Below are 25,394 nucleotides of genomic sequence, written 5' to 3' on the forward strand. Positions count from 1 at the left end.
TTGGAACATTTAGAAGAACTATGGAACAATGTCCTGGCTCAAGTTGAACAAAAAATTTCTAAACCAAGCTTCGAAACGTGGCTAAAGTCTACAAAGTTACTATCTTACAATGGTAGTGGGTCCACTGTGACAATTGCTGCGCCAAATTCGTTTGCTCGAGACTGGCTTGAAAATCATTATATTCATTTGATTACAGGTATATTAACGGAGCTAACAGGCGAAGACTTGCTTATTAAATTTGTTGTTCAAAAAAACCAGGATTCGGACGATTTTGATTTGCCAGCGCCGATTATCCAAGCAAAAAATAATGAACATCATGATATTTCACCAGGTATGTTAAACCCGAAATATACTTTTGACACGTTTGTTATTGGCTCTGGTAACCGCTTTGCACATGCAGCTTCGCTAGCTGTAGCTGAAGCACCTGCTAAGGCATACAATCCATTCTTTATTTATGGGGGAGTAGGGCTAGGTAAAACGCACTTAATGCACGCTATTGGTCATTATGTATTAGAGCATAATCCAAATGCTAAAGTAGTGTACTTATCATCCGAGAAATTTACAAATGAATTTATTAACTCAATTCGTGATAACAAAGCACTTGATTTTCGCAATAAGTACCGCAACGTGGATGTACTGCTAATTGATGATATTCAATTCCTTGCTGGAAAAGAATCAACTCAAGAAGAATTTTTCCACACTTTTAATACTTTACATGAAGAATCCAAACAAATTGTTATATCAAGTGACCGACCTCCTAAGGAGATCCCAACTTTAGAAGATCGGCTCCGTTCACGTTTCGAGTGGGGGTTAATAACTGATATTGCTCCACCCGATTTGGAAACTCGTATCGCTATTTTGCGTAAAAAAGCAAAAGCAGACGGTCTAGAGGTACCAAATGAAGTAATGCTTTATATTGCGAACCAGATTGACTCCAATATTAGGGAGCTTGAAGGTGCGCTTATTCGCGTCGTTGCCTACTCATCTCTTGTAAACAAAGATATTACAGCGACATTAGCTGCCGAGGCATTGAAGGATATCATTCCAAATTCAAAACCGCGAACAGTGACAATATTAGACATTCAAAATGCAGTAGGGGAACATTTTAGTATACGTTTGGAAGATTTCGCTGCTAAAAAACGTACTAAATTAATTGCTTTTCCACGTCAAATCGCTATGTACTTATCACGCGAGTTGACAGATTTTTCGCTGCCCAAAATTGGCGAAGAATTTGGTGGCCGCGATCATACGACTGTCATCCATGCGCACGAAAAAATATCTTCTATGTTGAAAAATGACGTTCAACTTCAACAAGATGTTAAACAAATTCGTAGTATGCTAGGCAAGTAATTGCTGTGGACAAACTAACTATTTAAACACAAACTTATACACAGTCTATCTACATGTGGATAGACTGATTTTATTCATAAAAATATACTTATCCACAAATCCACAGGGCCTATTACTATATCTTTTTATTTTATATAAATAAATAATATAAATATGTGAGGGAAAACGAATGAAATTTGATATTTTACGTGACCGTTTATTAGAAGGTTTAAATGATGTCATGAAAGCAGTAAGTTCAAAAACAACTATTCCGATTTTAACTGGTATTAAAATTGACGTAACAGAGGAAGGGATCCGCTTAACTGGTAGTGATGCTGATATAACTATTCAAACATTTATTCCAGTAGAAGAAGATGGACAACAAATTATTCACATTACAGAAACAGGTTCAATTGTTGTACAAGCACGTATGTTTAATGAAATCGTACGTAAATTACCAACAAACGATGTTGAAATTCAAGTAACACCAGGTTTCCAAACGCATATTCGTTCAGGGAAATCGGAATTCCATTTAATTGGCTCAGATGCAGCAGAGTATCCTTTATTACCAGAGCTTACAGAAGATCAAAAATTTACTATTCCTGCTGATCTCTTAAAAACAATTATCCGTGAAACAGTATTCGCTGTTGCCACTTCAGAAAGTAGACCCGTGTTGACAGGTGTAAACTGGCAGATCAAAATGAAACATTAATCTGTGTTGCAACAGATAGTCATCGTTTGGCAAGACGTAAAGTGCAACTCGAAAATTTACCAGAAGTTGAACATAGTGTAGTAATTCCAGGGAAAAGTTTGAATGAATTAAATAAAGTACTTGAAGATTCTACAAATCTTGTCCAAATCGTTATTACAAGTCAGCAAGTATTATTTAAAACTGGTGATGTATTATTCTTCTCTCGCTTACTGGAAGGAAATTATCCTGACACAACTCGTTTAATTCCTGAAGAGTATCAAACAAATGTAACAATTAATGGTAAATCTTTATTACAAGCTATTGACCGTGCATCACTTGTTGCACGAGGAGATCGTAATAATGTTGTCCGTTTTGAAATTTTAGATAACCAAGCAGTTGAGGTTTCTTCTAATTCTCCTGAAATCGGAAAAGTACAAGAAGAAATTCCTGTGGAAGCATTAGAAGGGGAAGGTTTGAAAATCTCATTCAGTGCAAAATATATGATGGAAGCATTAAAAGCAATAGATGGACAAGACGTAGTTATTCAATTTACTGGGGCAATGAGACCGTTTATTTTACGTTCCGTTCATGATGATGCTATTTTACAATTAATTTTACCTGTACGAACTTACTAAAGAATAAAAGATCTGTTAAGATAGTCGCTCATTGTGACTATCTTTTTTTACTTATGGCGTAATTTTAGGTATGATAGAGAGATAGACAGTCTGTATTCGGAGGGGAACACACTATGCAGGACATTAAAATTGATGAGGAGTTCATCACGTTAGGGCAACTTTTAAAAATTACTGATGCCATTAGTTCAGGTGGAATGGCCAAGTGGTTTTTACAAGAACATGCTGTATATGTAAATGGAGAAGTAGACGATCGTCGAGGTCGTAAATTACGTAACGGAGATATTGTAAATATTCCTGGATGTGGTCGTTTTCAAATCATAGGACCAACTGGACAATAAATTATGTATATTGAGCAAATAAAACTTACAAATTACCGTAACTATGATGCCTTAGCTTTAAACTTCTCTCCAAAAATTAATGTTTTCATTGGTGAAAATGCACAAGGAAAAACAAATGTTATGGAGTCCATCTATGTTTTAGCAATGGCTAAGTCCCATCGAACAACGAACGATAAAGAATTGATACGTTGGGATTCAGACTATGGTAAAATAGAAGGGGCCGTTAAAAAAAGGCATGGTATTTTACCGATCGAACTTACGATTACAAAGAAAGGTAAAAAGGGCAAGATAAATCATATAGAGCAAAGTCGCCTTAGTCATTATATTGGTCAAATGAATGTCGTTATGTTTGCGCCAGAGGATTTGAACGTTGTAAAGGGAAGTCCGCAAATACGTCGGCGTTTTATTGATATGGAGATTGGGCAAATTTCGCCTGTCTATTTACATGATTTATTAACCTTTCAAAAAGTTTTAAAACAACGTAACCATTTTTTAAAAATGAACCAAGGCAAGTCCATGCCAAATGATGTGATGTATGAGGTCTACAATGAACAATATATTCACGCTGCTACCCAAATTATTCGTAAAAGATTTCAATTTATGGATTTATTGCAAGAGTGGGCGGAACCCATACACGCAGGTATATCGCAAGGTAAGGAAACACTGGTTATAAAATATCGTACGGTAGCTGGTATTGAAAAAGAACACTCTACTAGTGAAATTGAAAATACTTTACATCAAAAATTAATTGAAGCGAGAGAACGTGAATTTGATAGAGGCGTGACATTAGTTGGTCCACACCGAGATGATTTACAGTTTTTAGTGAATGGCTATGATGTTCAAACTTATGGTTCACAAGGACAGCAGCGTACTACTGCATTGTCTTTAAAGCTTGCTGAAATTGAATTAATTAAACAAGAAACAAATGAAACACCCATACTACTTTTAGATGATGTTTTATCGGAACTCGATGATTATCGCCAATCGCATTTATTAAATACCATTCAGGGTGAAGTCCAAACCTTTGTTACAACCACAAGTGTGGAAGGAATTCATCATGAAACGATGGAACAGGCTCAACTGTTCCACGTGAAACAAGGTGCGATTGAAAGAAGTTAGCCAGGGTAGTTTTTTAGATTACAAAAAGAATGGTAATAGTCAGCTCGGTTGACTGTTCATTCATTTACACACAATGATGTTATGAAGGAGTAGATGAAAGCCGTGGCTATAGAGAACGAAGGTTTACAAAACCAAGCTTATGAGGCCGATCAGATACAGGTATTAGAAGGTTTAGAAGCAGTACGTAAAAGACCAGGGATGTATATCGGTTCAACTAGCTCTAAAGGGCTTCACCATTTAGTATGGGAAATTGTTGATAATAGTATCGATGAAGCACTTGCAGGATTTTGTACAGATATCAAAGTAACAATTGAAAAAGAAAACTGGATTCGTGTAGAAGATAACGGTCGTGGTATTCCAGTTAGTATTCAAGAAAAGATGGGTAAGCCTGCTGTTGAAGTTATTATGACTGTTTTACATGCTGGTGGTAAATTTGGCGGTGGAGGCTATAAAGTTTCTGGTGGTCTTCATGGAGTTGGAGCATCAGTAGTAAATGCACTTTCTGTTGAAACAATTGTTCAAGTACATCGTGAAGGTCATATCCATGAAATAAAATTTGAACGTGGAAAAACAGTTCAAGAGTTAATGGTTATCGGTGACACAGATCATAATGGTACAACAACTCGTTTTAAAGCTGACCCAGAAATATTTAAAGAAACTACTGTTTATGAATATGATATTTTAGCTCATCGTATTAGAGAATTGGCTTATTTAAATCGTGGTATTAAGATTACGATTGCTGATGAACGTGAAGAAGAGATTCGCTCAACAACATACCATTATGAAGGTGGTATTCGTTCTTATGTTGAGCATTTAAATCAATCTAAAGAGCCAATTCATGATCCAATTGATGTTCTTGGAGAGAAGGATGGCATCACAGTAGAAATTGCTATGCAATATAATGCTGGATTCTCTTCTAATATTTTTTCATTTGCTAATAACATTAATACGTATGAGGGCGGTACACATGAGTCAGGGTTTAAAACAGCCCTTACACGCGTTATTAATGACTATGCACGAAAAAGTGGATTACTAAAAGAATCTGACGCTAATCTTACAGGTGAGGATGTACGAGAAGGGTTAACAGCTATAGTTTCTGTGAAACACCCAGATCCGCAATTTGAAGGACAAACAAAAACAAAGTTAGGGAATTCAGAAGTAAGTCAAATTACCAATTCTTTGTTCTCAGATGGCTTTGAGCGTTTTATGTTAGAAAATCCAACGGTTGCACGAAAGATTGTGGAAAAAGGATTAATGGCAGCCCGTGCTCGTGTAGCTGCGAAAAAAGCACGTGAGTTTACTCGTCGTAAAAATGCCCTCGAAGTATCTAGCTTACCGGGTAAATTAGCTGACTGTTCTTCTACTAACCCAGCTGATTGTGAAATTTATATTGTTGAGGGTGATTCTGCCGGCGGTTCGGCTAAATCTGGACGTGATCGACACTTCCAAGCAATTTTACCTTTACGTGGTAAAATCCTTAACGTTGAGAAAGCTCGTCTAGATAAAATCTTATCGAATGCGGAAATCCGTGCGATGATAACAGCATTCGGCACTGGTATTGGTGAGGAGTTTAATTTAGAGAAAGCTCGTTATCATAAAATCATTATCATGACAGATGCCGATGTCGATGGGGCACATATTCGTACATTACTTTTAACATTCTTCTTCCGTTTCCTTCGACCACTTATAGAAGCAGGCTATATTTATATTGCACAGCCACCACTTTATCAAGTGAAACAAGGTAAACATATTGAGTATTGCTATGATGAAGAGACATTAAAAGAAATTTTAGAACGGCTACCAAAAATGCCAAAGCCAAATGTGCAGCGTTATAAAGGTCTTGGAGAAATGAACGCTGAGCAGCTTTGGGAAACAACAATGGATCCTGAGTACCGCACATTATTACAAGTAGAATTAGATGATGCAATTAAAGCAAACCAAGCATTTGAACGTTTAATGGGCGATGAAGTTGAACCTCGTCGTCAATTTATCGAGGAAAATGCCGTATACGCTAATTTAGATATCTAATTTTTCTTGAGAGGAGGTCTACACTTTGTCAGAACAAGAACGCTCCGGTGTTAAAGGAGTTAATATAACAGAAGAAATTGAAACATCCTTTCTTGATTATGCAATGAGTGTAATTGTATCACGTGCATTACCTGATGTACGTGATGGATTAAAACCAGTTCATCGTCGTATTTTATATGGGATGCAGGAATTAGGTAATACAGCAGATAAAGCCTACAAAAAGTCAGCACGTATCGTTGGGGATGTAATGGGTAAGTACCATCCACATGGTGACTCTTCCATCTATGATGCAATGGTACGTATGGCACAGGATTTTAGCTATCGCTACATGCTTGTTGATGGTCACGGAAACTTCGGTTCTGTTGATGGTGATGGCGCAGCAGCCATGCGTTATACAGAATCACGTATGTCTAAAATAGCAATGGAAATGCTCCGTGATATTAATAAAGATACAATTGACTATACAGATAACTATGATGGATCAGAAAAAGAACCAATAGTTTTACCAAGTCGCTATCCAAATCTTTTAGTCAACGGTGCAGCAGGGATTGCTGTAGGTATGGCAACAAATATTCCACCACATCAATTGGGCGAAACAATTGATGCTGTTATAGCACTTTCTGAAAATCCAGCCATTACGACTGAAGAGCTAATGGAAATCATTCCTGGCCCTGATTTTCCTACTGGTGGATTAATTTTAGGACGTAGTGGTATTCGTAGAGCCTATGAAACTGGTCGAGGTTCCATTATCATCCGTGCGAAAGTGGAAATTGAGCAAAAGGCAAATGGTAAGGAAACTATTCTTATTCATGAATTGCCTTACCAAGTGAATAAGGCTAAGCTTATTGAAAAAATTGCAGAGCTTGTACGTGATAAAAAAATAGATGGAATCACAAATTTACGTGATGAATCAGACCGTCGTGGTATGCGTGTAGTGATTGAAGTTCGTAAAGATGCAAATGCTAATGTTGTACTAAATAATTTATATAAACAAACAGCTATGCAATCTAGCTTCGGTATCAATATGCTATCTTTAGTAAACGGTCAGCCTAAAGTATTAGGCTTAAAAGAAATGCTATACCATTATTTAGAACACCAAAAAGTAATTATTCGTCGTCGTACAGAGTTTGATCTTCGAAAAGCTGAAGACCGCGCTCACATTTTAGAGGGCTTACGAATCGCACTCGATCATATTGATGAAATAATCGCTATTATACGTGGTTCACGTAGTGGTGAAGAAGCAAAACCTCAATTAATGGAACGCTTTAGCTTATCGGAGCGTCAGGCTCAAGCTATTTTAGATATGCGCCTCGTTCGATTAAGTGGCTTAGAACGTGAAAAAATTGAAGCAGAATATCAAGAGCTTCAAGTTCTTATAGCTGAATTAAAGGCAATATTAGCAGATGAAGAGAAAATTGTAGATATTATTCGTACTGAAATCTTAGAGTTGAAAGAACGTTTTAATGATACGCGCCGTACTGAGATTACATCAGGTGGAATTGAAATGATTGAGGATGAGGATTTAATTCCTGTTGAAAACTCAGTTGTTACTTTAACACATAATGGCTATATCAAGCGTTTAGCTGCGAATACATATCGTAGTCAAAAGCGTGGTGGTCGTGGTGTACAAGGAATGGGTACAAATGAAGACGACTTTGTAGAGCATCTAATGAATACTTCTACCCACGATACAATTTTATTCTTCACGTCTAAAGGTAAAGTATTTAGAGCAAAAGGATATGAAATTCCTGAGTTCGGTCGTACTGCTAAAGGGTTACCAATCGTAAACTTGCTTAATATAGAAAAAGGCGAAAAAGTAACAGCTATGATTCGTGTTGCGTCGTTTGATGAAGATGCTTACTTTATCTTTACCACAAAAACAGGTATTACAAAACGTACCCCTGTATCACAATTTGCTAACATCCGAACAAATGGTTTAATCGCAATCAGCTTGAGAGAAGACGACGATCTTATTTCGGTACGTCTTACAGATGGAGAGAAACAAGTGATTATTGGTACTCGCGATGGTATGCTCGTTCGTTTCCAAGAAGACGACATTCGATCTATGGGCCGTACAGCTGGTGGTGTTCGAGGCATTAAGCTACGTGATGGTGATGAAGTAGTTGGCATGGAGATTGTTGAACCAGGGCAAGAAATATTAGTAGTAACTGAAAAAGGTTACGGTAAACGTACTTCTGAAGAGGACTATCGTTTACAAAGTCGTGGTGGAGTAGGACTGAAAACTATTCAGATTACAGATAAGAATGGTCCAATGGTGGCTGTAAAAACCGTCGATGGTTCTGAGGATTTAATGCTTATAACTATTAATGGTATGCTTATCCGTATGGATGTAAATGATATTTCATTAATTGGGCGCAGTACGCAAGGTGTACGTTTAATTCGACTAGGAGATGACGAATTGGTTGCAACTGTCGCTAAAGTGGAAAAAGCAGAAGAGTCTTTTGAAGACGAAGAGGAAGTCGAAGAATAATATAATCCGATGACGACATTATTGAATGTCGTCATCGGATTTTTTTACGTAAATAATGAAAAATAAGTAATTATTTTGAATTCCATGATAAAATGATAATACCTTATTTGAAGCAAGAAATAGTGGAGAGGTGTTCATTCTGTGGAAACTATACATGTTCCAATTTCAGAGCTAGGTGTTGGCAAGGTAATTTCTGAAGATATATTTGCTAATACACAGTATCCGATTATTTTCAAAGATACAATGATTTCTTATGTACACTTGCAAGTTTTTCATGCATTTAATATTTTCACCGTCCCCGTTTATAAAAGTGAAAATGATATGCGTGTAGAAAAGAATGAAAGTGATGTCGAAGTTATAATAGAAGAACTTCCGACTTTTAGGAAAATCTATAATCATTCTGTTGAACAGTTTAAAAAAGAATTTAAAAACTGGGAAGCGGGCGCCAAGGTAGATATTGCAAAGGCCAGAACAATTATTTTACCTTTAGTAGAGATGGTACTAGAAGATCGTACTATTATTTTTGATTTAAATGAGTATTCAAATCCAAAAGACTACCTGTATCATCATTGTGTAGCAACTGGTCTGATTGCCTCAGTTATTGCTCAAAAACTTGGTTATGATAGAGGAACCACTATTCAAGTAGCCATCGGTGGTTTATTGGCTGATTGTGGTATGGCTAAAGTACATCCTCGTATCAGGGATAAGAAGACACCATTAACAGAGCAAGAATATGATGAGATATATAAACACCCGATTTATAGCCATAATATGGTGAAAGATTTGACCATTTTAAAAGAAACGATGAAAGAAGCGATCTTCCAACATCATGAACGTTTAAATGGTAGTGGATATCCGAGGAACGAAAAGATCGCCAATATTTCTATATTTGCACAAATCATTGCTGTTGCAGATGTTTTTCATGCTATGACATGTGAACGAGTATATAGAACGAAACAATCTTCATTTAAAGTAATTGAAATGATTAATGAATCTGAGTTTGGTAAATTTGATATTAAAGTAGTACGTGCATTAATTGATATTGTTGCAGATCTTCCGATAGGTACAATTGTAGAGCTTTCTAATTTAGAACGTGGGGAAGTAATGTTTGTAAATAAATTTGCCCCAACACGACCACTTATTAAATTAATTCATTCAGGGGAAATTTTTGATTTAGGGAAAAATCGCAGTTTTTATATTTCACGTATCATAACTAATTTATAGATAGACGGGCAAACTATATTATGTGGTTTGCCTTTTTTTATTAGGTAAGAGATGTACTCTACGCAAGTGCTAATATAATTTTTTCTTAACAAACACTTCGCAATAATAGTAATCAATTAAATAGTGAGCATTTTAACCATAATTGTTTTTTGAAACATTTATATATTGTATTAAAATATTTTTGGAGAAACTGTTGACTTTGTTTTGGAATCTTGATATTATAAATGAGTCGCCAAGAGGTGACAACGAAATAAACAAAATGAACCTTGAAAACTGAACAAGCAAAACGTAATCAATAAAGTTTTAAGTAGCTAGTTTTGCTAGTGAACGAAACATAATTTTGGACATCAAACATGATGCCAGCAAAACAATTTGAGCTAATCAAATTTCTTTTATGGAGAGTTTGATCCTGGCTCAGGACGAACGCTGGCGGCGTGCCTAATACATGCAAGTCGAGCGAACAGAAAAGGAGCTTGCTCCTTTGACGTTAGCGGCGGACGGGTGAGTAACACGTGGGCAACCTACCCTATAGTTTGGGATAACTCCGGGAAACCGGGGCTAATACCGAATAATCTCTTTTGCTTCATGGTGAAAGACTGAAAGACGGTTTCGGCTGTCGCTATAGGATGGGCCCGCGGCGCATTAGCTAGTTGGTGAGGTAACGGCTCACCAAGGCGACGATGCGTAGCCGACCTGAGAGGGTGATCGGCCACACTGGGACTGAGACACGGCCCAGACTCCTACGGGAGGCAGCAGTAGGGAATCTTCCACAATGGGCGAAAGCCTGATGGAGCAACGCCGCGTGAGTGAAGAAGGTTTTCGGATCGTAAAACTCTGTTGTAAGGGAAGAACAAGTACAGTAGTAACTGGCTGTACCTTGACGGTACCTTATTAGAAAGCCACGGCTAACTACGTGCCAGCAGCCGCGGTAATACGTAGGTGGCAAGCGTTGTCCGGAATTATTGGGCGTAAAGCGCGCGCAGGCGGTCCTTTAAGTCTGATGTGAAAGCCCACGGCTCAACCGTGGAGGGTCATTGGAAACTGGGGGACTTGAGTGCAGAAGAGGAAAGTGGAATTCCAAGTGTAGCGGTGAAATGCGTAGAGATTTGGAGGAACACCAGTGGCGAAGGCGACTTTCTGGTCTGTAACTGACGCTGAGGCGCGAAAGCGTGGGGAGCAAACAGGATTAGATACCCTGGTAGTCCACGCCGTAAACGATGAGTGCTAAGTGTTAGGGGGTTTCCGCCCCTTAGTGCTGCAGCTAACGCATTAAGCACTCCGCCTGGGGAGTACGGTCGCAAGACTGAAACTCAAAGGAATTGACGGGGGCCCGCACAAGCGGTGGAGCATGTGGTTTAATTCGAAGCAACGCGAAGAACCTTACCAGGTCTTGACATCCCGTTGACCACTGTAGAGATATAGTTTCCCCTTCGGGGGCAACGGTGACAGGTGGTGCATGGTTGTCGTCAGCTCGTGTCGTGAGATGTTGGGTTAAGTCCCGCAACGAGCGCAACCCTTGATCTTAGTTGCCATCATTTAGTTGGGCACTCTAAGGTGACTGCCGGTGACAAACCGGAGGAAGGTGGGGATGACGTCAAATCATCATGCCCCTTATGACCTGGGCTACACACGTGCTACAATGGACGATACAAACGGTTGCCAACTCGCGAGAGGGAGCTAATCCGATAAAGTCGTTCTCAGTTCGGATTGTAGGCTGCAACTCGCCTACATGAAGCCGGAATCGCTAGTAATCGCGGATCAGCATGCCGCGGTGAATACGTTCCCGGGCCTTGTACACACCGCCCGTCACACCACGAGAGTTTGTAACACCCGAAGTCGGTGAGGTAACCTTTTGGAGCCAGCCGCCGAAGGTGGGATAGATGATTGGGGTGAAGTCGTAACAAGGTAGCCGTATCGGAAGGTGCGGCTGGATCACCTCCTTTCTAAGGATTATTTCGGAATACAAACCTTGGGTTTGTAAGATTACGTTTTGCGTTCAGTTTTGAAGGTTTATGAAATTTAATAAAACTTCCAAGAGGGCCTATAGCTCAGCTGGTTAGAGCGCACGCCTGATAAGCGTGAGGTCGATGGTTCGAGTCCATTTAGGCCCACCATATATACCTCTTGGGGCCTTAGCTCAGCTGGGAGAGCGCCTGCCTTGCACGCAGGAGGTCAGCGGTTCGATCCCGCTAGGCTCCACCATTTTTTTGTTCTTTGAAAACTGGATAAAACGACATTGAAATTGTAACAAACACATTTATTTTTTAAGTTTTTTTATAGGCTTAATAACTTGGTTAAGTTATTAAGGGCGCACGGCGAATGCCTTGGCACTAGGAGCCGAAGAAGGACGGCACTAACACCGATATGCTTCGGGGAGCTGTAAGTGAGCTTTGATCCGGAGATTTCCGAATGGGGGAACCCACTACGTTTAATCGCGTAGTATCTTGACGTGAATACATAGCGTCTTGAAGGCAGACCCAGGGAACTGAAACATCTAAGTACCTGGAGGAAGAGAAAGAAAAATCGATTCCCTGAGTAGCGGCGAGCGAAACGGGAAGAGCCCAAACCAAGAGGCTTGCCTCTTGGGGTTGTAGGACACTCTATACGGAGTTACAAAAGAGCGAGTTAGATGAAGCGACTTGGAAAGGTCCGCCAGAGCAGGTAAAAGCCCTGTAGTCGAAAGTTCGTTCTCTCCTGAGTGGATCCTGAGTACGGCGGAACACGTGAAATTCCGTCGGAATCCGGGAGGACCATCTCCCAAGGCTAAATACTACCTAGTGACCGATAGTGAACCAGTACCGTGAGGGAAAGGTGAAAAGCACCCCGGAAGGGGAGTGAAAGAGATCCTGAAACCGTGTGCCTACAAGTAGTTAGAGCCCGTTAATGGGTGATAGCGTGCCTTTTGTAGAATGAACCGGCGAGTTACGATTACGTGCGAGGTTAAGCTTTAGAAGGCGGAGCCGCAGCGAAAGCGAGTCTGAATAGGGCGAAATAGTACGTGGTCGTAGACCCGAAACCAGGTGATCTACCCATGTCCAGGGTGAAGGTGAGGTAACACTTACTGGAGGCCCGAACCCACGCACGTTGAAAAGTGCGGGGATGAGGTGTGGGTAGCGGAGAAATTCCAATCGAACTTGGAGATAGCTGGTTCTCTCCGAAATAGCTTTAGGGCTAGCCTCGTGATGAGAATACTGGAGGTAGAGCACTGTTTGGACTAGGGGGCCATCCCGGTTTACCGAATTCAGACAAACTCCGAATGCCAGATATTTATACACGGGAGTCAGACTGCGAGTGATAAGATCCGTAGTCAAAAGGGAAACAGCCCAGACCACCAGCTAAGGTCCCAAAGTAATCGTTAAGTGGAAAAGGATGTGGCGTTGCACAGACAACCAGGATGTTGGCTTAGAAGCAGCCATCATTTAAAGAGTGCGTAATAGCTCACTGGTCGAGTGACGCTGCGCCGAAAATGTATCGGGGCTAAACGATTCACCGAAGCTGTGGATTGACATCTACGATGTCAGTGGTAGGAGAGCGTTCTAAGTGCGTTGAAGTCAGATCGGAAGGACTGGTGGAGCGCTTAGAAGTGAGAATGCCGGTATGAGTAGCGAAAGACGGGTGAGAATCCCGTCCACCGTATGACTAAGGTTTCCTGAGGAAGGCTCGTCCGCTCAGGGTTAGTCGGGACCTAAGCCGAGGCCGATAGGCGTAGGCGATGGACAACAGGTTGATATTCCTGTACCACCTCCTCACCGTTTGAGAAATGGGGGGACGCAGTAGGATAGGGTAAGCGCGCCGTTGGTTGTGCGCGTCCAAGCAGTAAGGCGTGTGTGTAGGCAAATCCGCACACTGTAACGTTGAGCTGTGATGGCGAGTCCGTATGGACGAAGTTCCTGATTTCACACTGCCAAGAAAAGCCTCTATCGAGGTGAGAGGTGCCCGTACCGCAAACCGACACAGGTAGTCGAGGAGAGAATCCTAAGGTGTGCGAGAGAACTCTCGTTAAGGAACTCGGCAAAATGACCCCGTAACTTCGGGAGAAGGGGTGCTCTTGAGCGTGCAAGCGCATGAGAGCCGCAGTGAATAGGCCCAGGCGACTGTTTAGCAAAAACACAGGTCTCTGCAAAACCGTAAGGTGACGTATAGGGGCTGACGCCTGCCCGGTGCTGGAAGGTTAAGAGGAGTGGTTAGCGCAAGCGAAGCTGCGAATTGAAGCCCCAGTAAACGGCGGCCGTAACTATAACGGTCCTAAGGTAGCGAAATTCCTTGTCGGGTAAGTTCCGACCCGCACGAAAGGCGTAACGATCTGGGCACTGTCTCAACGAGAGACTCGGTGAAATTATAGTACCTGTGAAGATGCAGGTTACCCGCGACAGGACGGAAAGACCCCGTGGAGCTTTACTGTAGCCTGATATTGAATTTTGGTACAACTTGTACAGGATAGGTAGGAGCCAGAGATCTCGGAGCGCCAGCTTCGAAGGAGGCGTCGGTGGGATACTACCCTGGTTGTATTGAAATTCTAACCCATGCCCCTTAGCGGGGCAGGAGACAGTGTCAGGCGGACAGTTTGACTGGGGCGGTCGCCTCCTAAAAGGTAACGGAGGCGCCCAAAGGTTCCCTCAGAATGGTTGGAAATCATTCGTAGAGTGTAAAGGCACAAGGGAGCTTGACTGCGAGACCTACAAGTCGAGCAGGGTCGAAAGACGGGCTTAGTGATCCGGTGGTTCCGCATGGAAGGGCCATCGCTCAACGGATAAAAGCTACCCCGGGGATAACAGGCTTATCTCCCCCAAGAGTCCACATCGACGGGGAGGTTTGGCACCTCGATGTCGGCTCATCGCATCCTGGGGCTGTAGTCGGTCCCAAGGGTTGGGCTGTTCGCCCATTAAAGCGGTACGCGAGCTGGGTTCAGAACGTCGTGAGACAGTTCGGTCCCTATCCGTCGTGGGCGTAGGAAATTTGAGAGGAGCTGTCCTTAGTACGAGAGGACCGGGATGGACACACCGCTGGTGTACCAGTTGTCTTGCCAAAGGCATCGCTGGGTAGCTATGTGTGGACGGGATAAGTGCTGAAAGCATCTAAGCATGAAGCCCCCCTCAAGATGAGATTTCCCATTACGCAAGTAAGTAAGATCCCTCAAAGACGATGAGGTAGATAGGTTCGAGGTGGAAGTGTGGTGACACATGGAGCTGACGAATACTAATCGATCGAGGACTTAACCAAAAAAGTTTGAAACATTCAATGCACCGTTTATCCAGTTTTGAAAGAATAAATCTTTCAATTAAATAAAAAGTCTAGTGATGATGGCAAAGAGGTCACACCCGTTCCCATACCGAACACGGAAGTTAAGCTCTTTAGCGCCGATGGTAGTTGGGGGCTTCCCCCTGTGAGAGTAGGACGTCGCTAGGCAAACAAAACAGTCAGCTGTGCGCTGACTGTTTTTTTATTGTATATTTTAAAAAACCTTGCTATGCGAGGGGTTCCAAAGAGCTTCTAGCTATGGACAAGAAAAAAACAGACGAACAATCAGGTATGTTGGTGAGTATCCGAGCAAAAATAATTGTTTCATCTTTTGTTGTTTATTTGAAAGGGAAGAGTAGCTTAATGATATTCGATCGGCATGCCAACCTGAATACAAATATGGAAACAGGAAGTTTTGAGTGTGTCTTTTGACACGGACCAGTACCCCAGCGTTTCACGCGAGAGCAAACCACCAGTTAGACTGGTGGTTCTGATTCATTGTAATCTTAGCGAGATATAGAAGGGGTTAGTAAGCTATTAACTAAGTCGGCTAAAATTTTCAAGCCTTCAGTGAAAGAATAAAATTAGAAGTTATGAAAACCCCAGCATTAGTGGATAGCTAAACATTCTGTAACTTTTTTTAAAATTAAATAATATCAATCACCATCAGTACGTTCTTATAAGACATAGTTAATATAGATAAGGGCTGTGATTTAAATTAAATATTGTTTGGGACTTAGGCCCTTTATTTTTGTTGTTAAAAATATGTTCTACACTAAAAATTTCCGGAACTAAAATTATTGTTGAAACTACATTAGCATTTAAGTAGCTCTATACATTTCTTAGAATAACCATATTTCACCGCATATTCTTATATGATACTGTAATCGAATTTTAGCTAGACACTTCGTTAAAGTTTGCTGCTATGTACATAAGTATCGTCAATAAAGTAGAAAATTTAGTTCTATTCGTCATTCTTCATCCTTATACTGTAAAGATTACATCAAAAAGGAGAGGAAATTTTGTGGATTGATGGCGTGTTTTCTGGTGGCGGTTTGAAGGGCTTTGCCTTAGTAGGGGCATATCAAGTATTAGAAGCTGAACATTTTCGATTTAAACGTGTAGCTGGTACAAGTGCAGGTGCCATTTTAGCTGCCTTTATTGCTGCGGGTTATAGTGGAAAAGAGATAGAAATGATGCTAGAAGAGTTAGATGTTCCTTCATTACTTGATCCAAGAAGAACAATTTTCCCTTTTCCTTTTATGAAATGGGTAAATGTTTATAATCACTTAGGTCTCTATAAAGGAAAGGCGTTAGAAAAATGGTTTTTCCAAAAGCTAGCTGCAAAAGGAGTATATACTTTTGGTGATCTGCCTAAAGATTCTCTTAAATTAGTAGCTTCAGATTTAACGAATGGTAGAATGATTGTTTTACCAGACGATTTGCATAAATATCAAATTGAAGCAAAGAATTTTTCAGTAGCTTGTGCGTTACGCATGAGTTGTGGTATACCTTTTTTCTTTGAACCAGTTACATTAAAGACTGGGAAGGGTGAATCGGTTATAGTGGATGGTGGTGTTTTAAGTAATTTTCCACTATGGATATTCGATGATAAAGAAGGTCGGAAAGTACGTCCGATTTTAGGTCTGAAACTTAGTAGAAGAAGAGAAGAACAATGTCCTCAAGAAATTAAGAATGGTCTAAATTTATTTGAGGCACTATTTTCAACTATGAAAGATGCACATGATGAAAGGTATATATCAAGACGACACGAAAGAGACATTATTTTTATTCCTGTAGAAGATTATAGTGCAACCCAATTTGATTTAAATGAAGAAACAAAAGAAACTCTATTAGAAATAGGAAGAAACCGTACAATTCAATTTTTACGAAATTGGCCAAGATTGAGGTTATAATTTTTCAAAAAAATAATTATAAAACTATTGACCAATGACAAATAGGGTGTTATTATATAAAAGTTGCTGTTGAGATATGCAGCTACTAAAATATAAAATAAAATAACTGTTTGACATTAAATATAAAACATGTTATTATATAAAAGTTAACTCTTACAGAAGAGTAAACAAAATGAACCTTGAAAACTGAACAAGCAAAACGTAATCAATAAAGTTTTAAGTAGCTAGTTTTGCTAGTGAACAAAACAAAAATTTTGGACATCAAACATGATGCCAGCAAAATTTGAGCTAATCAAATTTCTTTTATGGAGAGTTTGATCCTGGCTCAGGACGAACGCTGGCGGCGTGCCTAATACATGCAAGTCGAGCGAACAGAAAAGGAGCTTGCTCCTTTGACGTTAGCGGCGGACGGGTGAGTAACACGTGGGCAACCTACCCTATAGTTTGGGATAACTCCGGGAAACCGGGGCTAATACCGAATAATCTCTTTTGCCTCATGGTGAAAGACTGAAAGACGGTTTCGGCTGTCGCTATAGGATGGGCCCGCGGCGCATTAGCTAGTTGGTGAGGTAACGGCTCACCAAGGCGACGATGCGTAGCCGACCTGAGAGGGTGATCGGCCACACTGGGACTGAGACACGGCCCAGACTCCTACGGGAGGCAGCAGTAGGGAATCTTCCACAATGGGCGAAAGCCTGATGGAGCAACGCCGCGTGAGTGAAGAAGGTTTTCGGATCGTAAAACTCTGTTGTAAGGGAAGAACAAGTACAGTAGTAACTGGCTGTACCTTGACGGTACCTTATTAGAAAGCCACGGCTAACTACGTGCCAGCAGCCGCGGTAATACGTAGGTGGCAAGCGTTGTCCGGAATTATTGGGCGTAAAGCGCGCGCAGGCGGTCCTTTAAGTCTGATGTGAAAGCCCACGGCTCAACCGTGGAGGGTCATTGGAAACTGGGGGACTTGAGTGCAGAAGAGGAAAGTGGAATTCCAAGTGTAGCGGTGAAATGCGTAGAGATTTGGAGGAACACCAGTGGCGAAGGCGACTTTCTGGTCTGTAACTGACGCTGAGGCGCGAAAGCGTGGGGAGCAAACAGGATTAGATACCCTGGTAGTCCACGCCGTAAACGATGAGTGCTAAGTGTTAGGGGGTTTCCGCCCCTTAGTGCTGCAGCTAACGCATTAAGCACTCCGCCTGGGGAGTACGGTCGCAAGACTGAAACTCAAAGGAATTGACGGGGGCCCGCACAAGCGGTGGAGCATGTGGTTTAATTCGAAGCAACGCGAAGAACCTTACCAGGTCTTGACATCCCGTTGACCACTGTAGAGATATAGTTTCCCCTTCGGGGGCAACGGTGACAGGTGGTGCATGGTTGTCGTCAGCTCGTGTCGTGAGATGTTGGGTTAAGTCCCGCAACGAGCGCAACCCTTGATCTTAGTTGCCATCATTTAGTTGGGCACTCTAAGGTGACTGCCGGTGACAAACCGGAGGAAGGTGGGGATGACGTCAAATCATCATGCCCCTTATGACCTGGGCTACACACGTGCTACAATGGACGATACAAACGGTTGCCAACTCGCGAGAGGGAGCTAATCCGATAAAGTCGTTCTCAGTTCGGATTGTAGGCTGCAACTCGCCTACATGAAGCCGGAATCGCTAGTAATCGCGGATCAGCATGCCGCGGTGAATACGTTCCCGGGCCTTGTACACACCGCCCGTCACACCACGAGAGTTTGTAACACCCGAAGTCGGTGAGGTAACCTTTTAGAGCCAGCCGCCGAAGGTGGGATAGATGATTGGGGTGAAGTCGTAACAAGGTAGCCGTATCGGAAGGTGCGGCTGGATCACCTCCTTTCTAAGGATTATTTCGGAATACAAACCTTGGGTTTGTAAGATTACGTTTTGCGTTCAGTTTTGAAGGTTCATTCTATCTGAATGAAACACTTCAAAACTTGTTCTTTGAAAACTGGATAAAACGACATTGAAATTGTAACAAACACATTTATTTTTTAAGTTTTTTATAGGCTTAATAACTTGGTTAAGTTATTAAGGGCGCACGGCGAATGCCTTGGCACTAGGAGCCGAAGAAGGACGGCACTAACACCGATATGCTTCGGGGAGCTGTAAGTGAGCTTTGATCCGGAGATTTCCGAATGGGGGAACCCACTACGTTTAATCGCGTAGTATCTTGACGTGAATACATAGCGTCTTGAAGGCAGACCCAGGGAACTGAAACATCTAAGTACCTGGAGGAAGAGAAAGAAAAATCGATTCCCTGAGTAGCGGCGAGCGAAACGGGAAGAGCCCAAACCAAGAGGCTTGCCTCTTGGGGTTGTAGGACACTCTATACGGAGTTACAAAAGAGCGAGTTAGATGAAGCGACTTGGAAAGGTCCGCCAGAGCAGGTAAAAGCCCTGTAGTCGAAAGTTCGTTCTCTCCTGAGTGGATCCTGAGTACGGCGGAACACGTGAAATTCCGTCGGAATCCGGGAGGACCATCTCCCAAGGCTAAATACTACCTAGTGACCGATAGTGAACCAGTACCGTGAGGGAAAGGTGAAAAGCACCCCGGAAGGGGAGTGAAAGAGATCCTGAAACCGTGTGCCTACAAGTAGTTAGAGCCCGTTAATGGGTGATAGCGTGCCTTTTGTAGAATGAACCGGCGAGTTACGATTACGTGCAAGGTTAAGCTTTAGAAGGCGGAGCCGCAGCGAAAGCGAGTCTGAATAGGGCGAAATAGTACGTGGTCGTAGACCCGAAACCAGGTGATCTACCCATGTCCAGGGTGAAGGTGAGGTAACACTTACTGGAGGCCCGAACCCACGCACGTTGAAAAGTGCGGGGATGAGGTGTGGGTAGCGGAGAAATTCCAATCGAACTTGGAGATAGCTGGTTCTCTCCGAAATAGCTTTAGGGCTAGCCTCGTGATGAGAATACTGGAGGTAGAGCACTGTTTGGACTAGGGGGCCATCCCGGTTTACCGAATTCAGACAAACTCCGAATGCCAGATATTTATACACGGGAGTCAGACTGCGAGTGATAAGATCCGTAGTCAAAAGGGAAACAGCCCAGACCACCAGCTAAGGTCCCAAAGTAATCGTTAAGTGGAAAAGGATGTGGCGTTGCACAGACAACCAGGATGTTGGCTTAGAAGCAGCCATCATTTAAAGAGTGCGTAATAGCTCACTGGTCGAGTGACGCTGCGCCGAAAATGTATCGGGGCTAAACGATTCACCGAAGCTGTGGATTGACATCTACGATGTCAGTGGTAGGAGAGCGTTCTAAGTGCGTTGAAGTCAGATCGGAAGGACTGGTGGAGCGCTTAGAAGTGAGAATGCCGGTATGAGTAGCGAAAGACGGGTGAGAATCCCGTCCACCGTATGACTAAGGTTTCCTGAGGAAGGCTCGTCCGCTCAGGGTTAGTCGGGACCTAAGCCGAGGCCGATAGGCGTAGGCGATGGACAACAGGTTGATATTCCTGTACCACCTCCTCACCGTTTGAGAAATGGGGGGACGCAGTAGGATAGGGTAAGCGCGCCGTTGGTTGTGCGCGTCCAAGCAGTAAGGCGTGTGTGTAGGCAAATCCGCACACTGTAACGTTGAGCTGTGATGGCGAGTCCGTATGGACGAAGTTCCTGATTTCACACTGCCAAGAAAAGCCTCTATCGAGGTGAGAGGTGCCCGTACCGCAAACCGACACAGGTAGTCGAGGAGAGAATCCTAAGGTGTGCGAGAGAACTCTCGTTAAGGAACTCGGCAAAATGACCCCGTAACTTCGGGAGAAGGGGTGCTCTTGAGCGTGCAAGCGCATGAGAGCCGCAGTGAATAGGCCCAGGCGACTGTTTAGCAAAAACACAGGTCTCTGCAAAACCGTAAGGTGACGTATAGGGGCTGACGCCTGCCCGGTGCTGGAAGGTTAAGAGGAGTGGTTAGCGCAAGCGAAGCTGCGAATTGAAGCCCCAGTAAACGGCGGCCGTAACTATAACGGTCCTAAGGTAGCGAAATTCCTTGTCGGGTAAGTTCCGACCCGCACGAAAGGCGTAACGATCTGGGCACTGTCTCAACGAGAGACTCGGTGAAATTATAGTACCTGTGAAGATGCAGGTTACCCGCGACAGGACGGAAAGACCCCGTGGAGCTTTACTGTAGCCTGATATTGAATTTTGGTACAACTTGTACAGGATAGGTAGGAGCCAGAGATCTCGGAGCGCCAGCTTCGAAGGAGGCGTCGGTGGGATACTACCCTGGTTGTATTGAAATTCTAACCCATGCCCCTTAGCGGGGCAGGAGACAGTGTCAGGCGGACAGTTTGACTGGGGCGGTCGCCTCCTAAAAGGTAACGGAGGCGCCCAAAGGTTCCCTCAGAATGGTTGGAAATCATTCGTAGAGTGTAAAGGCACAAGGGAGCTTGACTGCGAGACCTACAAGTCGAGCAGGGTCGAAAGACGGGCTTAGTGATCCGGTGGTTCCGCATGGAAGGGCCATCGCTCAACGGATAAAAGCTACCCCGGGGATAACAGGCTTATCTCCCCCAAGAGTCCACATCGACGGGGAGGTTTGGCACCTCGATGTCGGCTCATCGCATCCTGGGGCTGTAGTCGGTCCCAAGGGTTGGGCTGTTCGCCCATTAAAGCGGTACGCGAGCTGGGTTCAGAACGTCGTGAGACAGTTCGGTCCCTATCCGTCGTGGGCGTAGGAAATTTGAGAGGAGCTGTCCTTAGTACGAGAGGACCGGGATGGACACACCGCTGGTGTACCAGTTGTCTTGCCAAAGGCATCGCTGGGTAGCTATGTGTGGACGGGATAAGTGCTGAAAGCATCTAAGCATGAAGCCCCCCTCAAGATGAGATTTCCCATTACGCAAGTAAGTAAGATCCCTCAAAGACGATGAGGTAGATAGGTTCGAGGTGGAAGTGTGGTGACACATGGAGCTGACGAATACTAATCGATCGAGGACTTAACCAAAAAAGTTTGAAACATTCAATGCGCCGTTTATTCAGTTTTGAAAGAATAAATCTTTCAATTAAATACAAAGTCTAGTGATGATGGCAAAGAGGTCACACCCGTTCCCATACCGAACACGGAAGTTAAGCTCTTTAGCGCCGATGGTAGTTGGGGGCTTCCCCCTGTGAGAGTAGGACGTCGCTAGGCAATAAAACAGTCAGCTGTATGCTGGCTGTTTTTTTACTTTCTCTTTTGATAACTTTTAACTCTACTAAAGAGATTGTTCAAAAGTGTTTTCTGAATTTAAAAAATGCAAATAAATGCCTTGAAAATGTAGTTAATTATTTGTATTGTTTATCTTAATTGTTATTTGTTAAAAATCTGAATTGTCTTTCTTTTATAAGTTCCTTGACAGTAGCAGTCCACGTTGTTAATCTTACAATTAATATTCTTTTAACTATAGGAGGAAGTTACGAAAATGTGGGAGACTAAATTTGCCAAAGAAGGTTTAACTTTTGATGATGTATTATTAGTACCAGCTCATTCCGAAGTACTACCGAAAGATGTTGATTTATCTGTTCAATTAACACCAAAGATTAAATTAAACATCCCAATGGTCAGCGCAGGTATGGATACAGTTACAGAGTCTAAAATGGCGATTGCTATGGCACGTCAAGGCGGTATCGGTATTATCCATAAAAACATGGGGATTGATGAGCAAGCTGAACAAGTAGAAAAAGTAAAACGTTCTGAAAATGGTGTTATTACAAACCCATTCTTCTTAACTCCGACACATCAAGTTTTCGATGCTGAGCATCTAATGGGTAAATACCGAATCTCTGGTGTTCCTATTGTTGATAGTATGGAAAATCAAAAGCTAGTAGGGATTATTACAAACCGTGATTTACGTTTTATCTCTGACTACTCTTTAAAAATTGAAGATGTAATGACGAAAGAAGATTTGATTACAGCACCAGTGGGAACGACTTTAGAGGATGCTGAAAAAATTCTTCAACAATATAAAATCGAAAAGCTTCCAATTGTAGATGAAGAAGGTAGATTAACTGGACTAATTACAATTAAGGATATCGAGAAAGTGATTGAATTCCCGAATGCTGCGAAAGATACACATGGCCGTTTATTAGTAGGCGCGGCAGTTGGTGTATCAAAAGATACGATGGTACGTATTGAGAAGCTTGTTGAAGCACAAGTTGACATTGTTGTAATCGATACGGCCCATGGTCATTCAGAAGGCGTATTACAAACAATTCGCTCAATCCGTGAGACTTACCCTGAGCTAGAAATCATCGCTGGTAATGTTGCTACAGGAGAAGGCGCACGTGCATTATTTGAAGCAGGAGCAGATGTTGTTAAAGTAGGTATCGGTCCTGGTTCTATTTGTACTACACGTGTTGTAGCAGGTGTAGGTGTACCACAAATTACAGCAGTATATGATTGTGCTACAGTAGCTCGTGAGCTAGGTAAAACAATAATTGCTGATGGTGGTATTAAATACTCTGGTGATATCGTAAAAGCTCTAGCAGCTGGAGGCAACGTTGTAATGCTTGGTTCTCTTCTAGCAGGTACATCTGAATCTCCTGGAGAAACAGAAATCTTCCAAGGCCGTCGCTTTAAAGTTTATCGTGGTATGGGTTCTATCGGCGCAATGGAAAAAGGTTCTAAAGATCGTTACTTCCAAGAGGATGCAAAAAAATTAGTACCTGAAGGTATTGAAGGCCGTCTTCCTTATAAAGGACCATTAGCTGATACAATCTACCAACTGATTGGTGGTATTCGCGCTGGAATGGGTTATTGTGGAGCTCCACATCTGGAGCACCTACGCGAGAATGCACAATTTGTTAGAATGACAGGTGCTGGTCTTCGTGAATCACATCCACATGATGTACAGATTACAAAAGAATCACCAAACTATTCCATGTAATATATTACTTGCAACTTTTATGCTTTCGCATCGTCTACAAAGATGGCGCGAGAGCATTTTTTTATGGTAGAGAGTCAACACGTTTGTTGTTATCTATGATAAAATGTCGAGGACAAGATTATTTTTTGGAGGGCTTTAAAGGTGAAAAAGAAAATGAACACCGTATTACGCTTACTCCTAATTCCTGTTTTATTATTTAGTATTTTTGCAGGTATTCCTGCAAAGGCAAATGCGGAAACAGATTTAGGATTAACAGTGGATGCTGCGATTTTAATTGATGCAGATTCAGGGAAAATTTTATTTGAACAAAATGCAGATACTTCACTAGGTATTGCAAGTATGACAAAGATGATGACTGAATACCTGTTATTGGACGCGATTGATGCAGGGAAAGTTAAATGGGATCAAGAATATCACGTAACAGATTATACGTATCGTATGTCTCAAAATCGTGCATTAAGTAATGTACCTTTACGTAGAGATGGCTCTTATACGATTCGTGAGTTATATGAGGCAATGGCAATCTATTCAGCAAATGCAGCAACCGTAGCTATTGCTGAAACGATCGCAGGTTCTGAAACTGAATTTTTAAAGTTAATGAATAAAAAAGCAGAAGAACTTGGTTTAGAGGGCTATAAATTTGTCAATTCTACTGGTCTTAATAATGCTGATTTATTTGGTATGCATCCATCAGGCACAGGCCCAGAAGATGAGAATGTGATGCCTGCAAAATCTGTAGCAAAATTAGCATATCATTTATTAAAAGATCACCCAAAGGTATTAGAAACATCTAAAATTGCAAAAAAGACATTCCGTGAAGGAACAGAAGATGCAATTAAAATGTCTAACTGGAACTTTATGTTACCGGGGTTAGTGTATGAATATCAAGGTGTAGATGGATTAAAGACAGGTACAACAAACTTTGCAGGTCACTGCTTCACAGGTACTGCAGAGCGCAATGGTACTCGTTTGATTGCAGTTGTAATGAAAGCTGTTGATGCAAATGGACAAGGGTCCTATGAAGCTCGCTTTGATGCCACAGCGAAATTATTTAACTACGGCTTTTCACAATTCTCAAAGCAAGAAATTTTACCAGGGAACTATACATTCAAAGATCAAAAAACAGTTAAAGTGACAAAAGGTAAAGAAGACAAAGTATCGATTGCAGTAAAAGAACCAATTTCATTTATGATTAAGTCTTCTGATAAAGACTTATATAAACCTACATTGGTTTTAGATAAAAAGAGTTTAGAGGCAGACGTTAAAAAAGGCACTGTTGTAGGAAAGGTCGTTATTGAACGCACAGAAGGCACAGATTACGGCTTTATCGATGGCAAGGATATTTCATCCGATGTTGTCACAACAGAGGCTGTAGAGCGTGCTAGCGGTATCTCATTGTTCTTCCAAGGTGTAGGTAACTTCTTCGGTAATTTATGGGGAGGCATTACAGACTTTGTTGGTGGATTGTTTTAATATTTAAATACGAGCACATGAATGCACT

Annotated in this window: 9 protein-coding genes, 2 tRNA genes, 6 rRNA genes and 2 pseudogenes; all 19 read left to right on the forward strand. The window is 42.1% G+C overall.

The window, feature by feature from the left end:
- The 19 genes and pseudogenes from dnaA to LBYS11_RS00095 all read left to right on the forward strand — a co-directional run bounded on the left by dnaA (nt 1) and on the right by LBYS11_RS00095 (nt 25,366).
- A complete protein-coding gene (dnaA, locus tag LBYS11_RS00005; protein WP_004233307.1) occupies nt 1-1,350 on the forward strand; it encodes a chromosomal replication initiator protein DnaA in 1,350 nt (449 codons plus the stop codon).
- Between the two features lie 169 nt (nt 1,351-1,519).
- Nucleotides 1,520-2,655, forward strand: a pseudogene (gene dnaN / locus LBYS11_RS00010) (DNA polymerase III subunit beta).
- A gap of 113 nt (nt 2,656-2,768) precedes the next feature.
- Entirely contained in the window at nt 2,769-2,993 is a 225-nt protein-coding gene (gene yaaA / locus LBYS11_RS00015) for a S4 domain-containing protein YaaA (protein WP_004233303.1), read from the forward strand.
- A 3-nt stretch (nt 2,994-2,996) separates the two neighbouring features.
- Nucleotides 2,997-4,112, forward strand: a complete 1,116-nt coding sequence (gene recF / locus LBYS11_RS00020) for a DNA replication/repair protein RecF (RefSeq protein ID WP_048395200.1) — start codon at nt 2,997-2,999, stop codon at nt 4,110-4,112.
- Nucleotides 4,113-4,205: 93 nt separating this feature from the next.
- The gene (gene gyrB, locus LBYS11_RS00025; RefSeq protein WP_048395198.1) at nt 4,206-6,140 is read left to right on the forward strand and encodes a DNA topoisomerase (ATP-hydrolyzing) subunit B; all 1,935 of its coding nucleotides are present in this window, start codon (nt 4,206-4,208) and stop codon (nt 6,138-6,140) included.
- A 25-nt stretch (nt 6,141-6,165) separates the two neighbouring features.
- Nucleotides 6,166-8,631 carry a DNA gyrase subunit A gene (gene gyrA, locus LBYS11_RS00030; protein ID WP_066038361.1) on the forward strand — a complete coding sequence of 822 codons (2,466 nt, stop codon included), beginning with the start codon at nt 6,166-6,168 and terminating at the stop codon, nt 8,629-8,631.
- 141 nt (nt 8,632-8,772) lie between these two features.
- Nucleotides 8,773-9,855 carry an HD-GYP domain-containing protein gene (locus tag LBYS11_RS00035; RefSeq protein ID WP_103117219.1) on the forward strand — a complete coding sequence of 361 codons (1,083 nt, stop codon included), beginning with the start codon at nt 8,773-8,775 and terminating at the stop codon, nt 9,853-9,855.
- 391 nt (nt 9,856-10,246) lie between these two features.
- Nucleotides 10,247-11,798, forward strand: a 16S ribosomal RNA gene (locus LBYS11_RS00040).
- Between the two features lie 94 nt (nt 11,799-11,892).
- Nucleotides 11,893-11,969 (forward strand) — tRNA-Ile (locus LBYS11_RS00045).
- Nucleotides 11,970-11,981: 12 nt separating this feature from the next.
- Nucleotides 11,982-12,057 (forward strand) — tRNA-Ala (locus tag LBYS11_RS00050).
- 90 nt (nt 12,058-12,147) lie between these two features.
- A 23S ribosomal RNA gene (locus tag LBYS11_RS00055) occupies nt 12,148-15,075 on the forward strand.
- Nucleotides 15,076-15,145: 70 nt separating this feature from the next.
- Nucleotides 15,146-15,261, forward strand: a 5S ribosomal RNA gene (rrf, locus tag LBYS11_RS00060).
- The 16S, 23S and 5S rRNA genes sit together here with 2 tRNA genes alongside, the layout of an rRNA operon.
- A gap of 123 nt (nt 15,262-15,384) precedes the next feature.
- Nucleotides 15,385-15,509, forward strand: a pseudogene (locus tag LBYS11_RS00065) (IS200/IS605 family transposase); the annotation flags it as partial.
- Nucleotides 15,510-16,115: 606 nt separating this feature from the next.
- Nucleotides 16,116-17,009 (forward strand): patatin-like phospholipase family protein, encoded by an 894-nt coding sequence (locus LBYS11_RS00070; protein ID WP_048395942.1) that lies wholly within the window; start codon nt 16,116-16,118, stop codon nt 17,007-17,009.
- A 302-nt stretch (nt 17,010-17,311) separates the two neighbouring features.
- Nucleotides 17,312-18,863: ribosomal RNA gene (locus LBYS11_RS00075) — 16S ribosomal RNA — on the forward strand.
- A gap of 181 nt (nt 18,864-19,044) precedes the next feature.
- Nucleotides 19,045-21,972 (forward strand): 23S ribosomal RNA (locus LBYS11_RS00080).
- A gap of 70 nt (nt 21,973-22,042) precedes the next feature.
- Nucleotides 22,043-22,158 (forward strand): 5S ribosomal RNA (rrf, locus tag LBYS11_RS00085).
- 271 nt (nt 22,159-22,429) lie between these two features.
- Nucleotides 22,430-23,893 (forward strand): IMP dehydrogenase, encoded by a 1,464-nt coding sequence (gene guaB, locus LBYS11_RS00090; RefSeq protein ID WP_004233999.1) that lies wholly within the window; start codon nt 22,430-22,432, stop codon nt 23,891-23,893.
- A gap of 141 nt (nt 23,894-24,034) precedes the next feature.
- Complete coding sequence (locus tag LBYS11_RS00095) at nt 24,035-25,366, forward strand: D-alanyl-D-alanine carboxypeptidase family protein (protein WP_081010913.1); 1,332 nt, start codon at nt 24,035-24,037, stop codon at nt 25,364-25,366.
- The last annotated feature ends 28 nt before the right edge of the window (nt 25,367-25,394 follow it).

Source organism: Lysinibacillus sp. YS11, from assembly GCF_002896375.1.
Lineage (GTDB): Bacteria > Bacillota > Bacilli > Bacillales_A > Planococcaceae > Lysinibacillus > Lysinibacillus capsici.

Excerpts from the sequence above, each read along its gene's own strand:
- yaaA (WP_004233303.1), top strand. The coding sequence starts at position 2,769 with ATGCAGGACATTAAAATTGATGAGGAGTTCATCACGTTAGGGCAACTT.
- recF (WP_048395200.1), top strand. The coding sequence starts at position 2,997 with ATGTATATTGAGCAAATAAAACTTACAAATTACCGTAACTATGATGCC.
- gyrB (WP_048395198.1), top strand. The coding sequence starts at position 4,206 with ATGAAAGCCGTGGCTATAGAGAACGAAGGTTTACAAAACCAAGCTTAT.
- guaB (WP_004233999.1), top strand. The coding sequence starts at position 22,430 with ATGTGGGAGACTAAATTTGCCAAAGAAGGTTTAACTTTTGATGATGTA.